The sequence below is a fragment of the Ruegeria sp. ANG-S4 genome, assembly GCF_000814005.1.
GTDB lineage: Bacteria > Pseudomonadota > Alphaproteobacteria > Rhodobacterales > Rhodobacteraceae > Ruegeria.
This window is the reverse complement of sequence record NZ_JWLK01000001.1, coordinates 377,828-391,774: the sequence shown is the minus strand read 5'-3', so window position 1 is coordinate 391,774 and position 13,947 is coordinate 377,828. Positions and strand designations below refer to the sequence as shown.

The window sequence follows — 13,947 nt, the reverse complement described above, 5'->3', positions numbered from 1 at the left end:
CGCCGTCAGACCAATTTCAGGGCCAATAGAACAGCGTCATATCCGTTGGTTTTTCAGTATCGATCAACGAGTATTCGAAGACGGGATAGCCTTCCAGGTCATTCATACCCGATACCGCGTATCCTTCGGTCGGGGTGTAGGTTGCATCCAGGTTCAGATCATAGTCCCCATTTTCGTCGTGAAAGGCGACAACGGCATAGGAGCTTCCCTTCAAGTCCGCGAAATCGAACCGCTGCGACGCCTGTGTCGAGGGCGCTTCGAGGTATCCGGCTGCTTTTGTGTAATCCATCGCGTCAAATGCGGCTTGCTGGTCAAAGACCATTACAATCAGGTTTCCTTTTGCATTGTGTGCTCCGTGCAGGTTGACGACCAACCCATCATGTTGCGCCGCCTCGGCGGTCGCAACCGCGGCCGGATCGCCGTCCGCACCGAAACCTGATGCGACCCATGCGCCCCCGACAAACAGTCCGGCGGTGACGAATACGGCGAATATGCGTTGCGAATTGCTTGGCATTCCTTTGGCTCCTTCCTATTCGGCGGGTTCTTTGTGATGTCGTTCACCTTTTGGTCGCCAGCCCGGCGGGCCAAAGAAGACACCCAACTTGTTTCGCAATCCCGGCATCGTCCAAACATCCCCAAACAGGCGCGAAAACCCATGCAGGAAGGCGACAATGGGATTGACCGAGTCGATGGGTTTGACCAGCCCATAGACGACATCTTCGTTTTCCTCTTCGAACGTGCCAAACATGCGATCCCAGATGATCAGGATTCCGGCATAGTTCTTGTCGAGGTATTTTGGGTTCGACCCGTGATGGACCCGATGGTGCGAGGGGGTGTTGAACACATACTCGACCGGTCGCCACAGCTTTTTGATGACCTCGGTGTGCAGCGCGGTCTGGTAAAGTTGTACGAATAATTCCGCAACCAGTACCATGAACGGGTTGAACCCCAGCAGCACCAGCGGCAAGTGAAAGAACACCGGCCAGAAACCGTCCAGCGGCCCATGACGGTACGCGACCGAAATGTTGAAAAACGGCGAACTGTGGTGAACCGAATGCGTCGCCCAGAGGAAATTGATCCGGTGCAGAATCCGATGCTCCCAGTAATACGCAAGGTCTGCGAGGATCAGTACAATGATGAACGACGCCCAGGTCGTGGGGATATCGAACACGGCGAACTGATAAGCCCAGACGTATGCACCGATGTAGAACCCGGCCAGCAGTGCGAAGCTGATACCGATGAAAAACACCAACGTAATGAAATTGGTAACCGTGTCGCCGACCAGCTGCCAATTCAGTTTCCTGACAATGGCATAGCGCGCCATTTCGAACGCAAGAAACGCCAGGGCAAACAGGAAGAACCAATCATCAATCAGCGTTTCCCAGTAACTCAGGTGAAAGTCACTGATGTGGCGGTTTAGGAAATCCATCGAAGGATCCTTTTATTGTCACTTATGACAATTTACTTACAAATCCGTGCCAGACTTTCAAGATGCGAAATTTTGGACACTGCGAACGCAGTCGCCGCAACCCTCAACAAACTGTTGTTTTTCCTAACTTCTTTGGCGCCAGAATTATTGACCAAAGCGTCTTATTGAATATGGGGAATCTAACCTGTCAGTCTTGCAAACAAGTCATCCAGTTTACGCGTGGTCTCACTCAGACCGAATGGAGCGTTTATGATGAACATTCCAGAACCAACCATCCCGTGCCCCTCTCGCGCAGCAGGAAAATGCACCTCGTGATGAAGGGTTTTGGGAAACTGACGCTTGACCAAAGAGTCGCGCATAGCCGTGTGCCGACCATTTGACAGGATCGGATACCACAGCGCGACAACCCCGACATTCCATTTGCGATGCAAGGACCCGATGATGCCCGGTATACGGTCATAATCTGCCTTTACTTCATAGCTTGGGTCGATCAGCAAAACGCCACGGCGGGGTGTCGGCGGGAGCAAGGATTGAGCCAACTCGAACCCATCCTGTTTGTAGGTTCGGGCACTGTCGGTTTTCAGGGTATCCCTGAGGGCGCGATATTCCTTCGGGTGCAATTCGGCCAGATGCAGCTTGTCCTGCGGACGCAACAGGTTTGCGGCGATAAGCGGCGATCCGGGATATGCTGCATCGCCAAACCTGGCCCTGACCTTGGAAATGGCCACATTTAGCGGGTGATCAGCATCAAACCATCCCTCAACCATAGCGCGCTCTATCCCTGCCGCTGCTTCCCCGGTCCGCATGGCCTCGTCCGAGTCCAGATGGTAAAGCCCGCGCCCCGAATGCGTCTCAACATATGTCAGCGGTTTGTCTTTTTGGGTCAGGTAAGCCAGCGTTTCCGCCAATATTGCGTGCTTTTGTACATCAGCCAGATTCCCGGCGTGGTAAATGTGTTGATATGAGAGCATTTTGCCTTCTAAAGTCCCTACCAATGAGGCGAAAAGGTGCTGATTGTCGCGGAATCAGCCCTTTTACCGGGCGAGTTGGCACCCTATAAGTCATCCGTCCCGGAACCGTCGAGTCGCGGGCAGTAGAAAACTGACATACAGGATCAGGGAAAAATATGGGGATCTTTGGCAATCTGGGCGGCCTGTTCACAGCGGACATGGCCATCGACCTTGGGACAGCAAACACGCTGGTTTATGTCAAGGGGCGCGGTGTGATCCTGTCTGAACCCTCGGTTGTGGCCTACCACGTCAAGGATGGCGTTAAAAAGGTTCTGGCCGTTGGGGAAGACGCCAAGCTGATGCTGGGCCGGACCCCCGGATCGATCGAAGCCATCCGCCCGATGCGCGAAGGTGTGATTGCCGATTTTGACACCGCCGAAGAGATGATCAAACACTTCATCCGCAAAGTGCACAAGCGCTCGACCTTCTCGAAACCCAAGATCATCGTCTGCGTCCCCCATGGCGCGACACCTGTTGAAAAGCGTGCGATCCGTCAGTCGGTTCTGTCCGCAGGCGCGCGCCGCGCGGGCCTGATTGCCGAACCGATTGCCGCGGCGATTGGTGCGGGCATGCCGATCACCGACCCGACCGGCAACATGGTTGTCGACATTGGCGGCGGCACCACCGAAGTGGCGGTTCTGTCGCTGGGCGACATCGTTTACGCCCGCTCGGTCCGCGTTGGTGGAGACCGCATGGACGAAGCCATAATCTCTTACCTGCGACGTCAGCAGAACCTGCTGGTGGGCGAGTCGACCGCTGAACGGATCAAGACAACCATCGGCACCGCGCGCATGCCCGACGATGGACGTGGCCAATCGATGCATATCCGGGGCCGTGACCTGTTGAACGGCGTACCGAAGGAAATCGAGATCAGTCAGGCCCAGGTGGCCGAGGCTCTGTCGGAGCCTGTCCAGCAGATTTGCGAGGCGGTGATGACCGCGCTGGAAACCACACCGCCCGATCTGGCCGCGGATATTGTGGACCGCGGCGTGATGCTGACCGGCGGCGGTGCGCTGCTGGGCGACCTGGACCTTGCATTGCGCGAACAAACCGGTTTGGCCGTGTCTATTGCTGACGAAAGCCTGAATTGTGTGGCTTTGGGCACCGGCAAGGCCTTGGAATATGAAAAACAGCTGCGCCACGCGATTGACTACGAAAGCTAAGGCGCGCACCCTCTGAGCTGAGGGTCGATCATCGGACGCGAGCAGCACGGGAAGGTTACCTGTGGCAAAAGACCGATCACAGCGCGACGAATACACAACCCCTCTGCGCCGCCTGTTGCTGGGGATCGTTGTGCTGTGCCTGCTTGGTATTTTCATCGTTTGGCGCATCGACAGCCCGAGGGTCGAACGCTTTCGCGCACAAGTGGTGGACACCGTTGTGCCGTCGATGGAATGGGCGATGGTTCCGGTCACAGCAACCGTCAACCTGGCGCGCGATTTCCAAAGCTACCAACGCCTCAGCGAACAAAATCAGGAGTTGCGCAGCGAATTGCGTCTGATGCGCGCCTGGAAAGAAGCGGCCCTGCAACTCGAACAGGAAAACGCCCGGCTACTGGATTTGAACAACGTTCGTCTGGATGCCCGACTGACATACATCACCGGCGTGGTAATGGCCGACAGCGGGTCGCCGTTCCGGCAATCGGTGCTGCTGAATGTGGGCGAAAGGGATGGCATCGTTGATGGTTGGGCCACTATGGACGGGATCGGAGTCGTGGGCCGCATTTCTGGCGTCGGGCCGGATACCGCTCGGGTGATCCTGTTGACCGATGCATCCAGCGCCATTCCGGCCACAATACAACCGTCGGGCCAAACGGCATTGATCACAGGGGACAACACCCCAACGCCTGCCGTGGAATTTCTGGAAAACCGCGAGCTTGTGCGACCCGGAGACCGGGTTATCACATCGGGTGACGGCGGCGTCTTTCCCGGTGGATTGCTGATTGGCCAGATTGCCGCTGATCCGGGCGGCAGGCTTCGGGTCCGGCTTTCCGCCGATTTCGAACGGTTGGAATTCCTGCGCGTTTTGCGGTTCCAGTCTGCACCGACAATCCGCGACCCAGGCGGCATCGTAGGTCCAAAACGCCCCGAGGCGGCCCTGACGACGCCGGAGGCCAGCGATGGATAGGTCGCCTTCGAACCTGTGGATCAAGCGTGGGTTGTACGTTTTCTTGGCCGTCTTTGTGTTGTTCCTGCACCTTTTGCCGCTGGACACCCAACCGGATCGTTTTCCCTTTCCTGACCTGCTTGTCGCGGTGACCTTCGCTTGGGTCCTGCGTCGGCCCGAGTATGTCCCGATCCTCAGCATCGCAGCCGTTATGTTGATGGCCGATCTTTTGCTTCAACGCCCCCCCGGTCTGTTGGCCGCGCTCGTGGTGTTGGGGGCCGCTTACCTGCGTTCGGCTGCGCCGGGTATGCGTGATGCAGGGTTCGTGGCCGAATGGACATCTGTCGCCGCAGTTATCACCGCAATTTTTGTTCTGAATGGCCTGATTCTGGGTATTCTGTCCGTACAACAGGCCGTGATGTCCCGGACAGCGATACAGGTTGTCGTCACGATTGCGATCTATCCCGCGATTGTCCTGCTCAGCCAAGCTGCATTCGGGGTCAGGCGTGTCTCGGTTACTGAAACCACAACTGCCGGAGCCCGGACATGAAGCCTCGCCAGCCCAAAACTCAGGGTCTTGCCTATAAGCGCCTGCCGCGCCGCGCATTGATCCTCGGCGGGCTGCAGGCAGCTTTTGTGGGCGGACTCGCCGCGCGAATGCGTTTCATGCAGGTTGACCAAGCCGATGAATACCGCCTGTTGGCCGAAGAAAACCGCATCAACATCCGTTTGATCCCGCCAACCAGAGGGCGCATCTACGACCGCAGCGGGCAGATCATCGGGCAAAATTCACCCTCATACCGCATCGTGATCGTGCGCGAGGATGCAGGCGATATCGACAAGGTTATCGCCAAACTGTCCGAAATCATCCCATTGACCAAAGACGAAATCGAACGCGCAAAGACCGAGATGCGTCGATCCGCTCCGTTCCTGCCTGTCACACTGGCGGATCAGGTGACTTGGGAAGATATCTCCAAGGTCGCCGTCAACGCACCCGCCTTGCCCGGTGTCACGCCCGAAGTCGGAATGACGCGGCAATACCCTCGATACGAGGATTTCGCCCACGTCGTTGGCTATGTCGGACCGGTCAGTGACTACGACCTCAGTCAGATCGAAGACCCAGAACCTGTATTGCGCATCCCGAGGTTCCAGATCGGCAAAGTGGGACTGGAGGCCAAACAAGAGATCGACTTGCGTGGCAGAGCCGGTGCAAAACGGGTCGAGGTCAACGCCACGGGGCGCGTGATGCGCGAACTCGATCGTCAGGAAGGCACCGCTGGCGCGGATCTGCAACTGTCGGTCGACGCAGACCTGCAGCAATACGCGCAGGCCCGGCTGGCTGGCGAAAGCGCCGCAGCCGTCGTGATCGATTGCGAGACGGGTGATATCCGCGCGATCAGTTCAGCCCCAAGCTTTGACCCGAACCTGTTCGTGCGCGGTATCTCGGTCGCCGATTACCGCTTGCTGACGGAAGACAACTACCGGCCTCTGGCCAATAAGACGGTGCAAGGCACCTATCCGCCCGGATCAACGTTCAAGATGATCACCGCGATGGCCGCGCTGGAAGCGGGCGTTATCGGCCCCGGAACCACGGTTTATTGCCCCGGTCACTTAAAGGTTGGAAGCCGGCGTTTCCATTGCTGGAAACGGGGCGGGCACGGGACGGTCGATCTTGGACTTTCCCTGAAACGCAGCTGCGACGTCTACTACTACGATGTAGCGCTGCGCGTCGGTATCGACAAGATTTCCGAGATGGCCCGCAAGTTTGGCCTCGGGATCAAACATGACATCCCGATGTCGGCTGTTGCTGCTGGTTTGGCCCCAAATCAGGAATGGAAACAACGCGTACATGGTCAGGACTGGTTGGTCGGCGACACCGCAAACGCGTCGATCGGGCAAGGGTTCATGTTGGCCTCGCCGCTTCAGCTGGCCGTTATGACCGCCCGCCTTGCAACCGGGCGCGCAGTATCGCCGCGGCTGGTCCGGTCGGTGAATGGGGTCGAACAACCGTCCAGAGCTGGCGAAGCTCTGGACGTCAATCCCTACAACCTTGAACAGGTCCGCAAGGCCATGTTCTCAGTGTCGAACGACCGGCGCGGCACAGCCTATCGCAGCCGCATAATTGCGGATGAGTTTCGCATGGCCGGAAAGACCGGCACCAGCCAGGTTCGCAACATCACCAAGGCCGAGCGCGCGGCGGGCGTGATCCGCAACGAAGACCTTCCCTGGGAGCGCCGCGACCATGCGCTGTTCGTCAGCTTCGCGCCATACGACAATCCCAAATACGCCGTGGCCGTGGTGGTGGAACACGGCGGCGGTGGCTCGAAAGCCGCGGCCCCCGTCGCGCGCGACATCATGCTTCAGGCGCTGTACAACGGCACACCCCCGCTCGAGGCGTATCCGACAGGCGACCGCGACCGCATCAAGGAACAACAGAAAAGACTTGAAGGCGACCGTCGCCCCAAAGCGCGTCCGAGCGAAAAGGACCGCGCATGAGCTATCTTGAATATGCCGTAAAATCCACGCCGTCGGGATTCCGCAAGGTTCTGTATATGAACTGGCCGTTGACCCTGCTGCTGATCAGCGTGGCCAGCGCCGGTTTCCTGATGCTCTATTCGGTGGCGGGCGGATCATGGACCCCGTGGGCTGAGCCGCAGATGGAACGGTTCGGCCTGGGATTGGCAGCCATGTTCATTATCGCGGTGGTTCCCATCTGGTTCTGGCGCAATATGTCAGTTCTGGCTTACCTCGCCTCAATCGGCTTGCTGATCCTGGTGGAGTTGGTCGGAACCGTAGGCATGGGCGCGCAGCGCTGGATTGATCTGGGTTTCATGCGGCTGCAACCCTCGGAACTGATGAAAGTCACGTTGGTAATGCTTTTGGCGGCCTATTACGATTGGTTGCCGGCCCATAAGACCTCGCGCCCGCTTTGGGTGATCGTTCCGGTCGTGCTGATCCTTATCCCGACATTCATGGTCCTGCGCCAACCCGACCTTGGAACGTCGATCCTGCTACTCGCGGCCGGGGGTGGCCTGATGTTTCTGGCCGGTGTTCACTGGGCCTATTTTGCCGCCGTTATTGCGGCGGGTATTGGGTTGGTCACCACAGTGTTCCAAAGCCGCGGCACGGATTGGCAGTTGCTGAAAGACTATCAGTTCCGCCGGATCGACACCTTTCTGGATCCTTCGACAGATCCTTTGGGCGCTGGCTATCACATCACCCAATCCAAGATCGCACTTGGCTCGGGCGGATGGAACGGGCGCGGGTTCATGGAGGGAACGCAGTCGCGTCTCAACTTCCTTCCGGAAAAGCATACCGATTTCATCTTCACCACTCTCGCCGAAGAGTTCGGGTTTGTTGGCGGGATCACTCTATTGATCCTTTATGGTCTGATCCTTGTGTTCTGCATGGTGACGGCACTTTCCACCAAGGACCGTTTCTCGTCTCTGGTGACGCTGGGCATCGCGCTCAACTTTTTCCTGTTCTTTGCCGTCAACATGTCGATGGTGATGGGGCTGGCGCCGGTCGTGGGTGTTCCACTACCGATGGTCAGCTATGGCGGGTCCGCAATGTTGGTTCTTATGGCCGCCTTCGGAATTGTCCAAAGCGCACATATCCACCGCCCCCGTTGATCCGAAAGGTACTGCATGCCCGTGAACATCCTGTTTTCAGCACGGCCCAAATTGTGGCCGGTCTATGAACCACTGCTCTCGCGGGGCTTGCAGGATGCGGGGCTGGAGTTTCATCTTGCCACAGATATCACGCCAGAAGACGTCGATTATATCGTCTATGCTCCGACCGGCGGACTGACTGATTTCACACCGTACTCGCGCCTGAAAGCCGTGCTCAGCATGTGGGCCGGTGTCGAGACGATTGCAGGCAACCCGACTTTGAAAGTACCGCTGGCGCGCATGGTGGATGACGGGCTTGCGCAGGGCATGACCGAGTGGGTGGTGGGACACGTGCTGCGCTATCACCTGGGTATGGACACCCATATCACCAAGCAGGATGGGACATGGGCACAAATCGCGCCCCCGCTGGCGTCAGAGCGCAACGTTTGCATCCTTGGGTTGGGCGCATTGGGCGAGGCAGCCGCACGCGCCTTGGTAACGCTGGGCTTCAACGTCACAGGTTGGAGCCGGACGCGAAAGGACATTGCCGGTGTCACATGTCTGAGCGGTGCCGATGGTCTGCAACAGGCGCTCGCGCAGGCTGAGATCCTTGTGCTGCTGCTGCCCGATACAGCCGCGACCACGAACATATTGAACGCCGACACGCTTGCCTTGCTGCCCGAGGGCGCGCGCATCGTAAACCCCGGTCGTGGACCTCTGATCGACGACGACGCCTTGTTGGACGCTTTGAACTCTGGCCGGATCGGGCACGCAACTTTGGACGTGTTCCGGGTCGAGCCCTTGCCGGTGCATCATCCGTATTGGGCCCATCCCAAGGTCACAGTCACGCCCCATATTGCGTCCGAAACCCGCCCTGCAACAGCAGCGCAGGTCATTTGTGACAACATCAGACGCGGGGAAGCTGACGAACCGTTCCTGCATCTGGTTGACCGAGAACTCGGATACTGATCAGGCCGCGATCAGACCGCGGCCTTTCAACAGCGCCTCGACGCCCGGCAGACGGCCGCGGAACGCCAGGTACAGCTCCTCCGCCTCACGAGACCCGCCGGTTGACAGGATGTTGTCCTCAAGCGCTTTCGCGCGTTCAGGATCAAAGGCACCTCCGGCCTCTTCAAAGGCTGCGAACGCATCCGCATCCATAACTTCGGACCACATGTAGCTGTAATAGCCCGAGCTGTACCCGTCGCCCGCGAAAACATGTGCGAAATGCGGGGTTGCGTGGCGCATACCAATGGCCGCCGGCATTCCGATTTCACGCAGCACCTGCGCTTGCTTCTCCATCGGGTCATCGGGCGCATCCCCATCATGGAATGCCAGATCAACGAGGGCCGAGGCAACATATTCCACCGTCTGAAACCCCTGATCGAAATTGGCCGCTTGCAACACTTTCTCAAGCATGTCTTGCGGCATGGGTTCGCCGGTTTCAGCGTGTGTTGCGAATTCGGCCAGTACCTCGGGCACTTCCAGCCAGTGTTCGTAAAGCTGGCTGGGCAGTTCAACAAAGTCCCGCGCAACGGACGTGCCAGAGATACTTTCATATGTCACGTCCGACAACATCTGGTGCAGGGCATGGCCGAACTCGTGAAACAGTGTCCGCGCATCGTCATAGGACAGCAGAGCTGGATCGCCCTTGGCAAAATTGCAAACGTTGATGACGATGGGCGCCTGTTGCCGAGGGAATTTGGCTTGACTGCGCATCGCACTGCACCACGCACCGGATCTTTTTGAACCGCGCGCAAAATAGTCTCCGATAAAGACTGCGATGTGCTGGCCGTTGCGCGTCACCTCCCAAGCGCGGCAGTCAGGATGATACAGCGGAACGTCTAGCGGCGAAAACTCCAGCCCGAACAGACGTTCGGCACAGGAGAATGCGGCTTCGATCATCCGGTCCAACTGCAGGTAAGGTTTCAGCTCGGCCTCATCCAGATCGTGTTCGGCCTTGCGTCGCTTTTCTGCGTAGTACCGCCAATCCCACGCCTCCAGCGGTCCGTTGATACCGTCCTCCAGCATCCGCGCGGTCAGCGTGTCGGCATCAGCATCCGCGCGCGCCTTCGCGGGACCCCAGACCTGCATCAGCAAGTCGCGCACCCGATCCGGTGTTCGCGCCATTTCGGTCTCGAGTTTGAAGTCTGCAAAACTCTCGTATCCCAACAGCTTTGCCCGCTCTTCCCGAAGAGCGAGGATTTCGCCTGCAATCCCGCGGTTGTCGGTTTCTCCACCATTCGCCCCACGCGCTGCCCATGCACGATAGGCTTTCTCCCTCAGATCGCGCCGAGGTGAGAACTGAAGGAATGGAACGATCAGGGATCGTGACAGGGTCACAACAGGGCCACCGGCATCCTTTTCCTCCCCCGCCGCACGGGCCGCATTCACAACGAATTCCGGCAAACCCTGCAGGTCGTCTTCACGCAAGTCCATGAACCAGTCCCGTTCATCCGCCAGCAAGTTCTGCGTGAATGACGTGCCCAGTGTCGCCAGACGCGCTTTGATTTCTTGCATGCGGGCGTCAGCTTCGCCTTGCAGCGCGGCACCTGCTCGGACAAATCCGCGATGTGTCAACATCAAGACGCGCAACTGTTCTTCGGTCAGACCCAGTTCTTCGCGGCGTTCCCACAGGTCAGCCACACGCTGAAACAAGTTCTTGTTTGACGAGATGGCGGAATAATGCGCTGCGAGTTTCGGCGAAAACGCTCGCTGCAATTCTTCGCGCTTGGGATTGCTGTCCGCTCCTGCGACGGTGAAAAAGACAGACAGCACTTTGTCCATCAGTTCGCCAGCGGCCTCGAGCGCCTCGATCGTGTTGGCAAAACTCGGCGCGTCTGCGGCAGATGCGATTGCTTCGATTTCAGCGTTATGCGCTTGCATCGCCTGCTCTAAAGCAGGTGCAAAATCCTCGTCATCAATCTTGGCAAAGGGCGCAATTTCGAACCGGGTGGTCCAGTCGGACAGGATCGGATTGGTCATTCAGGTCTCCTTTGACCATACAGCTAAGATCGCGGTGACCGATGGTCCAGAGGGGGCCTAGGCAGAACTGCCGCAAACTGGGCAGTCCGCTCGTTTCGACAGCGATATCTTTCGGCTTTCACCGTAAAGCGCGTCATAAATAACCATCTCGCCCCGCAGTGCCTGCCCGGCACCTGTGATCACTTTGATCGCCTCTGCCGCCATCATCGACCCGATGACACCGGGCAGCGGACCAATAACCCCGGCCTGGGCGCAGGATGGGGCAAGTTCCGGCGCTGGCGCTTCGGGGAAGATGCACTGATAGCAGGGCCCAGACGTTGCCGGATCAAAGACGCTCAGTTGCCCTTCCCACTGCGACAATGCTCCCGAGATCAGCGGTTTCTTCAATGCAACCGCAGTTCGATTGGCAAGATAACGGGTTTCGAAGTTATCCGTACCGTCAAGGATCAAATCGAAATCCCCGAACAAGTCGCTCGCAATCTCCTCGGTCAATCGGCGATTGTAGGGCAGAACTACCACGTTCGGATTCTGAGCCTCCATAGCCTGTTGCGCCGAAAATACCTTGGGCATGCCGATATCCGCGTCGCGGTGAATAACCTGCCGCTGAAGATTGGCGTTTTCAACCTCGTCATCGTCAATGACACCGATTGTCCCGACACCGGCTGCAGCCAAATACTGCAACGCTGGCGCGCCCAGACCGCCGGCGCCAATGACCAGAACACGCGCCATTTTCAAGCGCTTCTGCCCCGGACCACCCAATTCGCGCAAAACGATATGTCGTGCGTAGCGCTCCAACTCGGTTTCGCTGAACTTGTCCGATGACGTGGATGGTCCTTCGGCAGCGGTCGGTGTCGCGCGGTTGCGCAGCGCCTTCAAGACGCGACCGTAAACCAAAACCAAGGCCGCAAATCCGGCAAGGATCAACCACATCGCCGCAGAACCGCCGGTAGCCTGGCGCAAGGGGTGCCCGTCTGGCAAAACCAACTGAGCCAGCATCACACCCAAAAGCAGAACCGAAACGGATGTCACGCGCGCGGTCTTGGACACACCGGCGATGTATCCCAGACCCCAAAGGCCAGCCGCCAACAGCAGAACCAGAAGCATCAGCCGCGACCTGTCGAGCCGAAGCCACCCGCCCCGCGTTGGGTTTCGCCTAACATCTCTACCGTCTCGAATGCGGCCTGAACCACCGGTGCGACAACAAGCTGCGCGATACGTTCTCCATGTGCGATCTCAAAAGCTTCGTGCCCCGCGTTCAGGACGATCACGCCCAGCGGCCCACGGTAATCACTGTCAATAGTTCCGGGTGTATTGGGCAAAGTAATCCCATGTTTCAGTGCGAGCCCCGAACGCGGACGAACTTGCACCTCATATCCCGGCGGAATCTCTATCCGCAGTCCGGTTGGAACCAGCGACCGCTGACCGGGTTGCAAAATGATCGGCGCACCGTCCGGCAGGTTCGCCCGCACGTCCGCACCAGCGGCTCCTGCCGTTTCGTAAGCAGGCAACGCAACCGATTGGTCGGCCCAGTCCTCACGAATGACACGAATTGCGACCATTATTGAACCTTTCCTTTCCAGATTTGCTCAGCGCGCCAGCGTCTCGGCAATCTTTTGCGCCAACCGGTTTGCGACCAGACCCTTGTCCATGCGAGGCCATTTTTCGACACCGTCTTCCGAGATCAGGACAACTGCGTTTTCGGATCCACCCATAATTCCGGTCGACGGGCTGACATCGTTGGCCAATATCCAGTCACAGCCCTTTCGCGCGCGCTTGGCACTGGCATGTTCGACAACGTTATCCGTTTCGGCGGCAAATCCGACAACAAGGCCCGGTCTGCCGCGCGTCATTCCGGATACGCGTTTCAGGATGTCCGGGTTTTCGGCAAATTCCAGTTCCGGCAGCCCATCCCGGCTTTTCTTCAGTTTGCGGTCCGAGGCCGATGCCATCCGCCAATCCGCGACCGCCGCCGCAAAAACGCCAGCGTCCACAGGCAGCGCCGCTTCTACCGCATCCGACATCTGTAGTGCAGTTTCCACCCGGACGACCTCGACGCCGTCCGGTGGGGGAACCTCCGCCGGGCCGGTGACGAAAACAACCTCGGCCCCCAACGCAGACAATGCGCGCGCAATGGCCGTTCCTTGCGCGCCCGAAGATCGGTTGGCGATATACCGAACCGGATCAATTGGTTCGTGCGTTGGGCCAGATGTCACGAGGATGCGTTTTCCGGACAACGGGCCATCAGACAGCGGTGCCTCTATCGCCGCGACGATCTCCAGCGGTTCCGACATACGACCTGGCCCATATTCGCCGCAAGCCATATCGCCCTCGTTCGGGCCGACAAACCGGACACCGTCCGCCGTGAGTTGCGCCAGATTGCGCTGAGTCGCCGGGTGGTCCCACATGCGCACATTCATCGCCGGCGCGCACAAGACCGGCGTATCGGTCGCCATCAAAAGGGTCGATGCAAGATCATTTGCCAAACCTGCCGCCATCTTGCCCATCAAATCGGCCGTAGTTGGCGCCACAACGATAAGGTCGGCCGAGCGTGACAGTTGAATATGACCCATTTCTGCCTCATCCGTCAGATCAAAAAGATCGCGGTAGGTCTTTTCTCCGGCAAGGGCTGACACAGAAAGGGGCGTCACGAATTCTTCTGCTGCCCGGGTTAGCACCGGCGTCACAGCGGCGCCGCGCTCGGTCAACCGGCGGATCAGGTCGAGTGACTTGTACGCCGCGATACCGCCGCCGATGATCAGCAGGATTCGTTTCGATGCCAGCATGTTCAGCCCTTCCCATCACGGTC

13 protein-coding genes are annotated in these 13,947 nt (G+C 58.4%); 6 read left to right on the top strand and 7 right to left on the bottom strand.

Features of this window, described 5'->3' with window-relative positions; genetic code table 11:
• Positions 1 to 16: 16 nt before the first annotated feature.
• From RA28_RS02050 to RA28_RS02040, 3 genes are all read right to left on the bottom strand, one after another.
• A complete protein-coding gene (locus tag RA28_RS02050) occupies positions 17 to 514 on the bottom strand; it encodes a DUF2141 domain-containing protein (protein ID WP_039523202.1) in 498 nt (165 codons plus the stop codon).
• 15 nt (positions 515 to 529) lie between these two features.
• The gene (locus RA28_RS02045) at positions 530 to 1,429 is read right to left on the bottom strand and encodes a sterol desaturase family protein (RefSeq protein WP_039523199.1); all 900 of its coding nucleotides are present in this window, start codon (positions 1,427 to 1,429) and stop codon (positions 530 to 532) included.
• A 179-nt stretch (positions 1,430 to 1,608) separates the two neighbouring features.
• Positions 1,609 to 2,400: a 23S rRNA (adenine(2030)-N(6))-methyltransferase RlmJ gene (locus tag RA28_RS02040; RefSeq protein WP_039523197.1), complete on the bottom strand. Its 792-nt coding sequence runs from the start codon at positions 2,398 to 2,400 to the stop codon at positions 1,609 to 1,611.
• 155 nt (positions 2,401 to 2,555) lie between these two features.
• Between RA28_RS02040 and RA28_RS02035 the strand changes: the two genes are divergently transcribed.
• The 6 genes from RA28_RS02035 (at position 2,556) to RA28_RS02010 (ending at position 9,125) form a co-directional block, all read left to right on the top strand.
• Entirely contained in the window at positions 2,556 to 3,602 is a 1,047-nt protein-coding gene (locus tag RA28_RS02035) for a rod shape-determining protein (protein ID WP_039523195.1), read from the top strand.
• A 61-nt stretch (positions 3,603 to 3,663) separates the two neighbouring features.
• On the top strand, positions 3,664 to 4,566 hold the full coding sequence (gene mreC / locus RA28_RS02030; protein ID WP_039523192.1) for a rod shape-determining protein MreC: 903 nt from the start codon (positions 3,664 to 3,666) through the stop codon (positions 4,564 to 4,566).
• Positions 4,559 to 5,095 carry a hypothetical protein gene (locus RA28_RS02025; RefSeq protein ID WP_039523189.1) on the top strand — a complete coding sequence of 179 codons (537 nt, stop codon included), beginning with the start codon at positions 4,559 to 4,561 and terminating at the stop codon, positions 5,093 to 5,095. The genes mreC and RA28_RS02025 overlap by 8 nt, the downstream gene beginning before the upstream one ends.
• Positions 5,092 to 7,041, top strand: coding sequence for a penicillin-binding protein 2 (gene mrdA / locus RA28_RS02020; protein ID WP_039523187.1), 1,950 nt, complete (start codon positions 5,092 to 5,094; stop codon positions 7,039 to 7,041). Before RA28_RS02025 ends, mrdA begins: the two co-directional genes overlap by 4 nt.
• Positions 7,038 to 8,177 (top strand): rod shape-determining protein RodA, encoded by a 1,140-nt coding sequence (gene rodA / locus RA28_RS02015; protein WP_039523185.1) that lies wholly within the window; start codon positions 7,038 to 7,040, stop codon positions 8,175 to 8,177. Before mrdA ends, rodA begins: the two co-directional genes overlap by 4 nt.
• 15 nt (positions 8,178 to 8,192) lie before the next feature.
• Entirely contained in the window at positions 8,193 to 9,125 is a 933-nt protein-coding gene (locus RA28_RS02010; RefSeq protein WP_039523183.1) for a 2-hydroxyacid dehydrogenase, read from the top strand.
• Here the strand turns inward: RA28_RS02010 and RA28_RS02005 are convergent, their stop codons facing one another.
• From RA28_RS02005 to coaBC, 4 genes are read right to left on the bottom strand one after another with little or no spacing between them, the layout of a single operon-like run.
• Positions 9,126 to 11,141 carry a M3 family metallopeptidase gene (locus RA28_RS02005; protein ID WP_039523181.1) on the bottom strand — a complete coding sequence of 672 codons (2,016 nt, stop codon included), beginning with the start codon at positions 11,139 to 11,141 and terminating at the stop codon, positions 9,126 to 9,128. It lies immediately after the preceding gene.
• 57 nt (positions 11,142 to 11,198) lie between these two features.
• Positions 11,199 to 12,245 carry a HesA/MoeB/ThiF family protein gene (locus RA28_RS02000; RefSeq protein WP_039523178.1) on the bottom strand — a complete coding sequence of 349 codons (1,047 nt, stop codon included), beginning with the start codon at positions 12,243 to 12,245 and terminating at the stop codon, positions 11,199 to 11,201.
• Positions 12,245 to 12,700 carry a dUTP diphosphatase gene (gene dut, locus RA28_RS01995; RefSeq protein ID WP_039523175.1) on the bottom strand — a complete coding sequence of 152 codons (456 nt, stop codon included), beginning with the start codon at positions 12,698 to 12,700 and terminating at the stop codon, positions 12,245 to 12,247. The genes RA28_RS02000 and dut overlap by 1 nt, the downstream gene beginning before the upstream one ends.
• A gap of 27 nt (positions 12,701 to 12,727) precedes the next feature.
• Positions 12,728 to 13,924, bottom strand: a complete 1,197-nt coding sequence (gene coaBC / locus RA28_RS01990; protein WP_039523172.1) for a bifunctional phosphopantothenoylcysteine decarboxylase/phosphopantothenate--cysteine ligase CoaBC — start codon at positions 13,922 to 13,924, stop codon at positions 12,728 to 12,730.
• Between the last annotated feature and the right edge of the window lie 23 nt (positions 13,925 to 13,947).

Excerpts from the sequence above, each read along its gene's own strand:
- RA28_RS02035 (WP_039523195.1), top strand. The coding sequence starts at position 2,556 with ATGGGGATCTTTGGCAATCTGGGCGGCCTGTTCACAGCGGACATGGCC.
- coaBC (WP_039523172.1), bottom strand. The coding sequence starts at position 13,924 with ATGCTGGCATCGAAACGAATCCTGCTGATCATCGGCGGCGGTATCGCG.
- RA28_RS02040 (WP_039523197.1), bottom strand. The coding sequence starts at position 2,400 with ATGCTCTCATATCAACACATTTACCACGCCGGGAATCTGGCTGATGTA.
- RA28_RS02050 (WP_039523202.1), bottom strand. The coding sequence starts at position 514 with ATGCCAAGCAATTCGCAACGCATATTCGCCGTATTCGTCACCGCCGGA.
- RA28_RS02025 (WP_039523189.1), top strand. The coding sequence starts at position 4,559 with ATGGATAGGTCGCCTTCGAACCTGTGGATCAAGCGTGGGTTGTACGTT.
- RA28_RS02005 (WP_039523181.1), bottom strand. The coding sequence starts at position 11,141 with ATGACCAATCCGATCCTGTCCGACTGGACCACCCGGTTCGAAATTGCG.
- dut (WP_039523175.1), bottom strand. The coding sequence starts at position 12,700 with ATGGTCGCAATTCGTGTCATTCGTGAGGACTGGGCCGACCAATCGGTT.
- RA28_RS02010 (WP_039523183.1), top strand. The coding sequence starts at position 8,193 with ATGCCCGTGAACATCCTGTTTTCAGCACGGCCCAAATTGTGGCCGGTC.
- RA28_RS02045 (WP_039523199.1), bottom strand. The coding sequence starts at position 1,429 with ATGGATTTCCTAAACCGCCACATCAGTGACTTTCACCTGAGTTACTGG.
- mrdA (WP_039523187.1), top strand. The coding sequence starts at position 5,092 with ATGAAGCCTCGCCAGCCCAAAACTCAGGGTCTTGCCTATAAGCGCCTG.
- RA28_RS02000 (WP_039523178.1), bottom strand. The coding sequence starts at position 12,245 with ATGCTTCTGGTTCTGCTGTTGGCGGCTGGCCTTTGGGGTCTGGGATAC.
- rodA (WP_039523185.1), top strand. The coding sequence starts at position 7,038 with ATGAGCTATCTTGAATATGCCGTAAAATCCACGCCGTCGGGATTCCGC.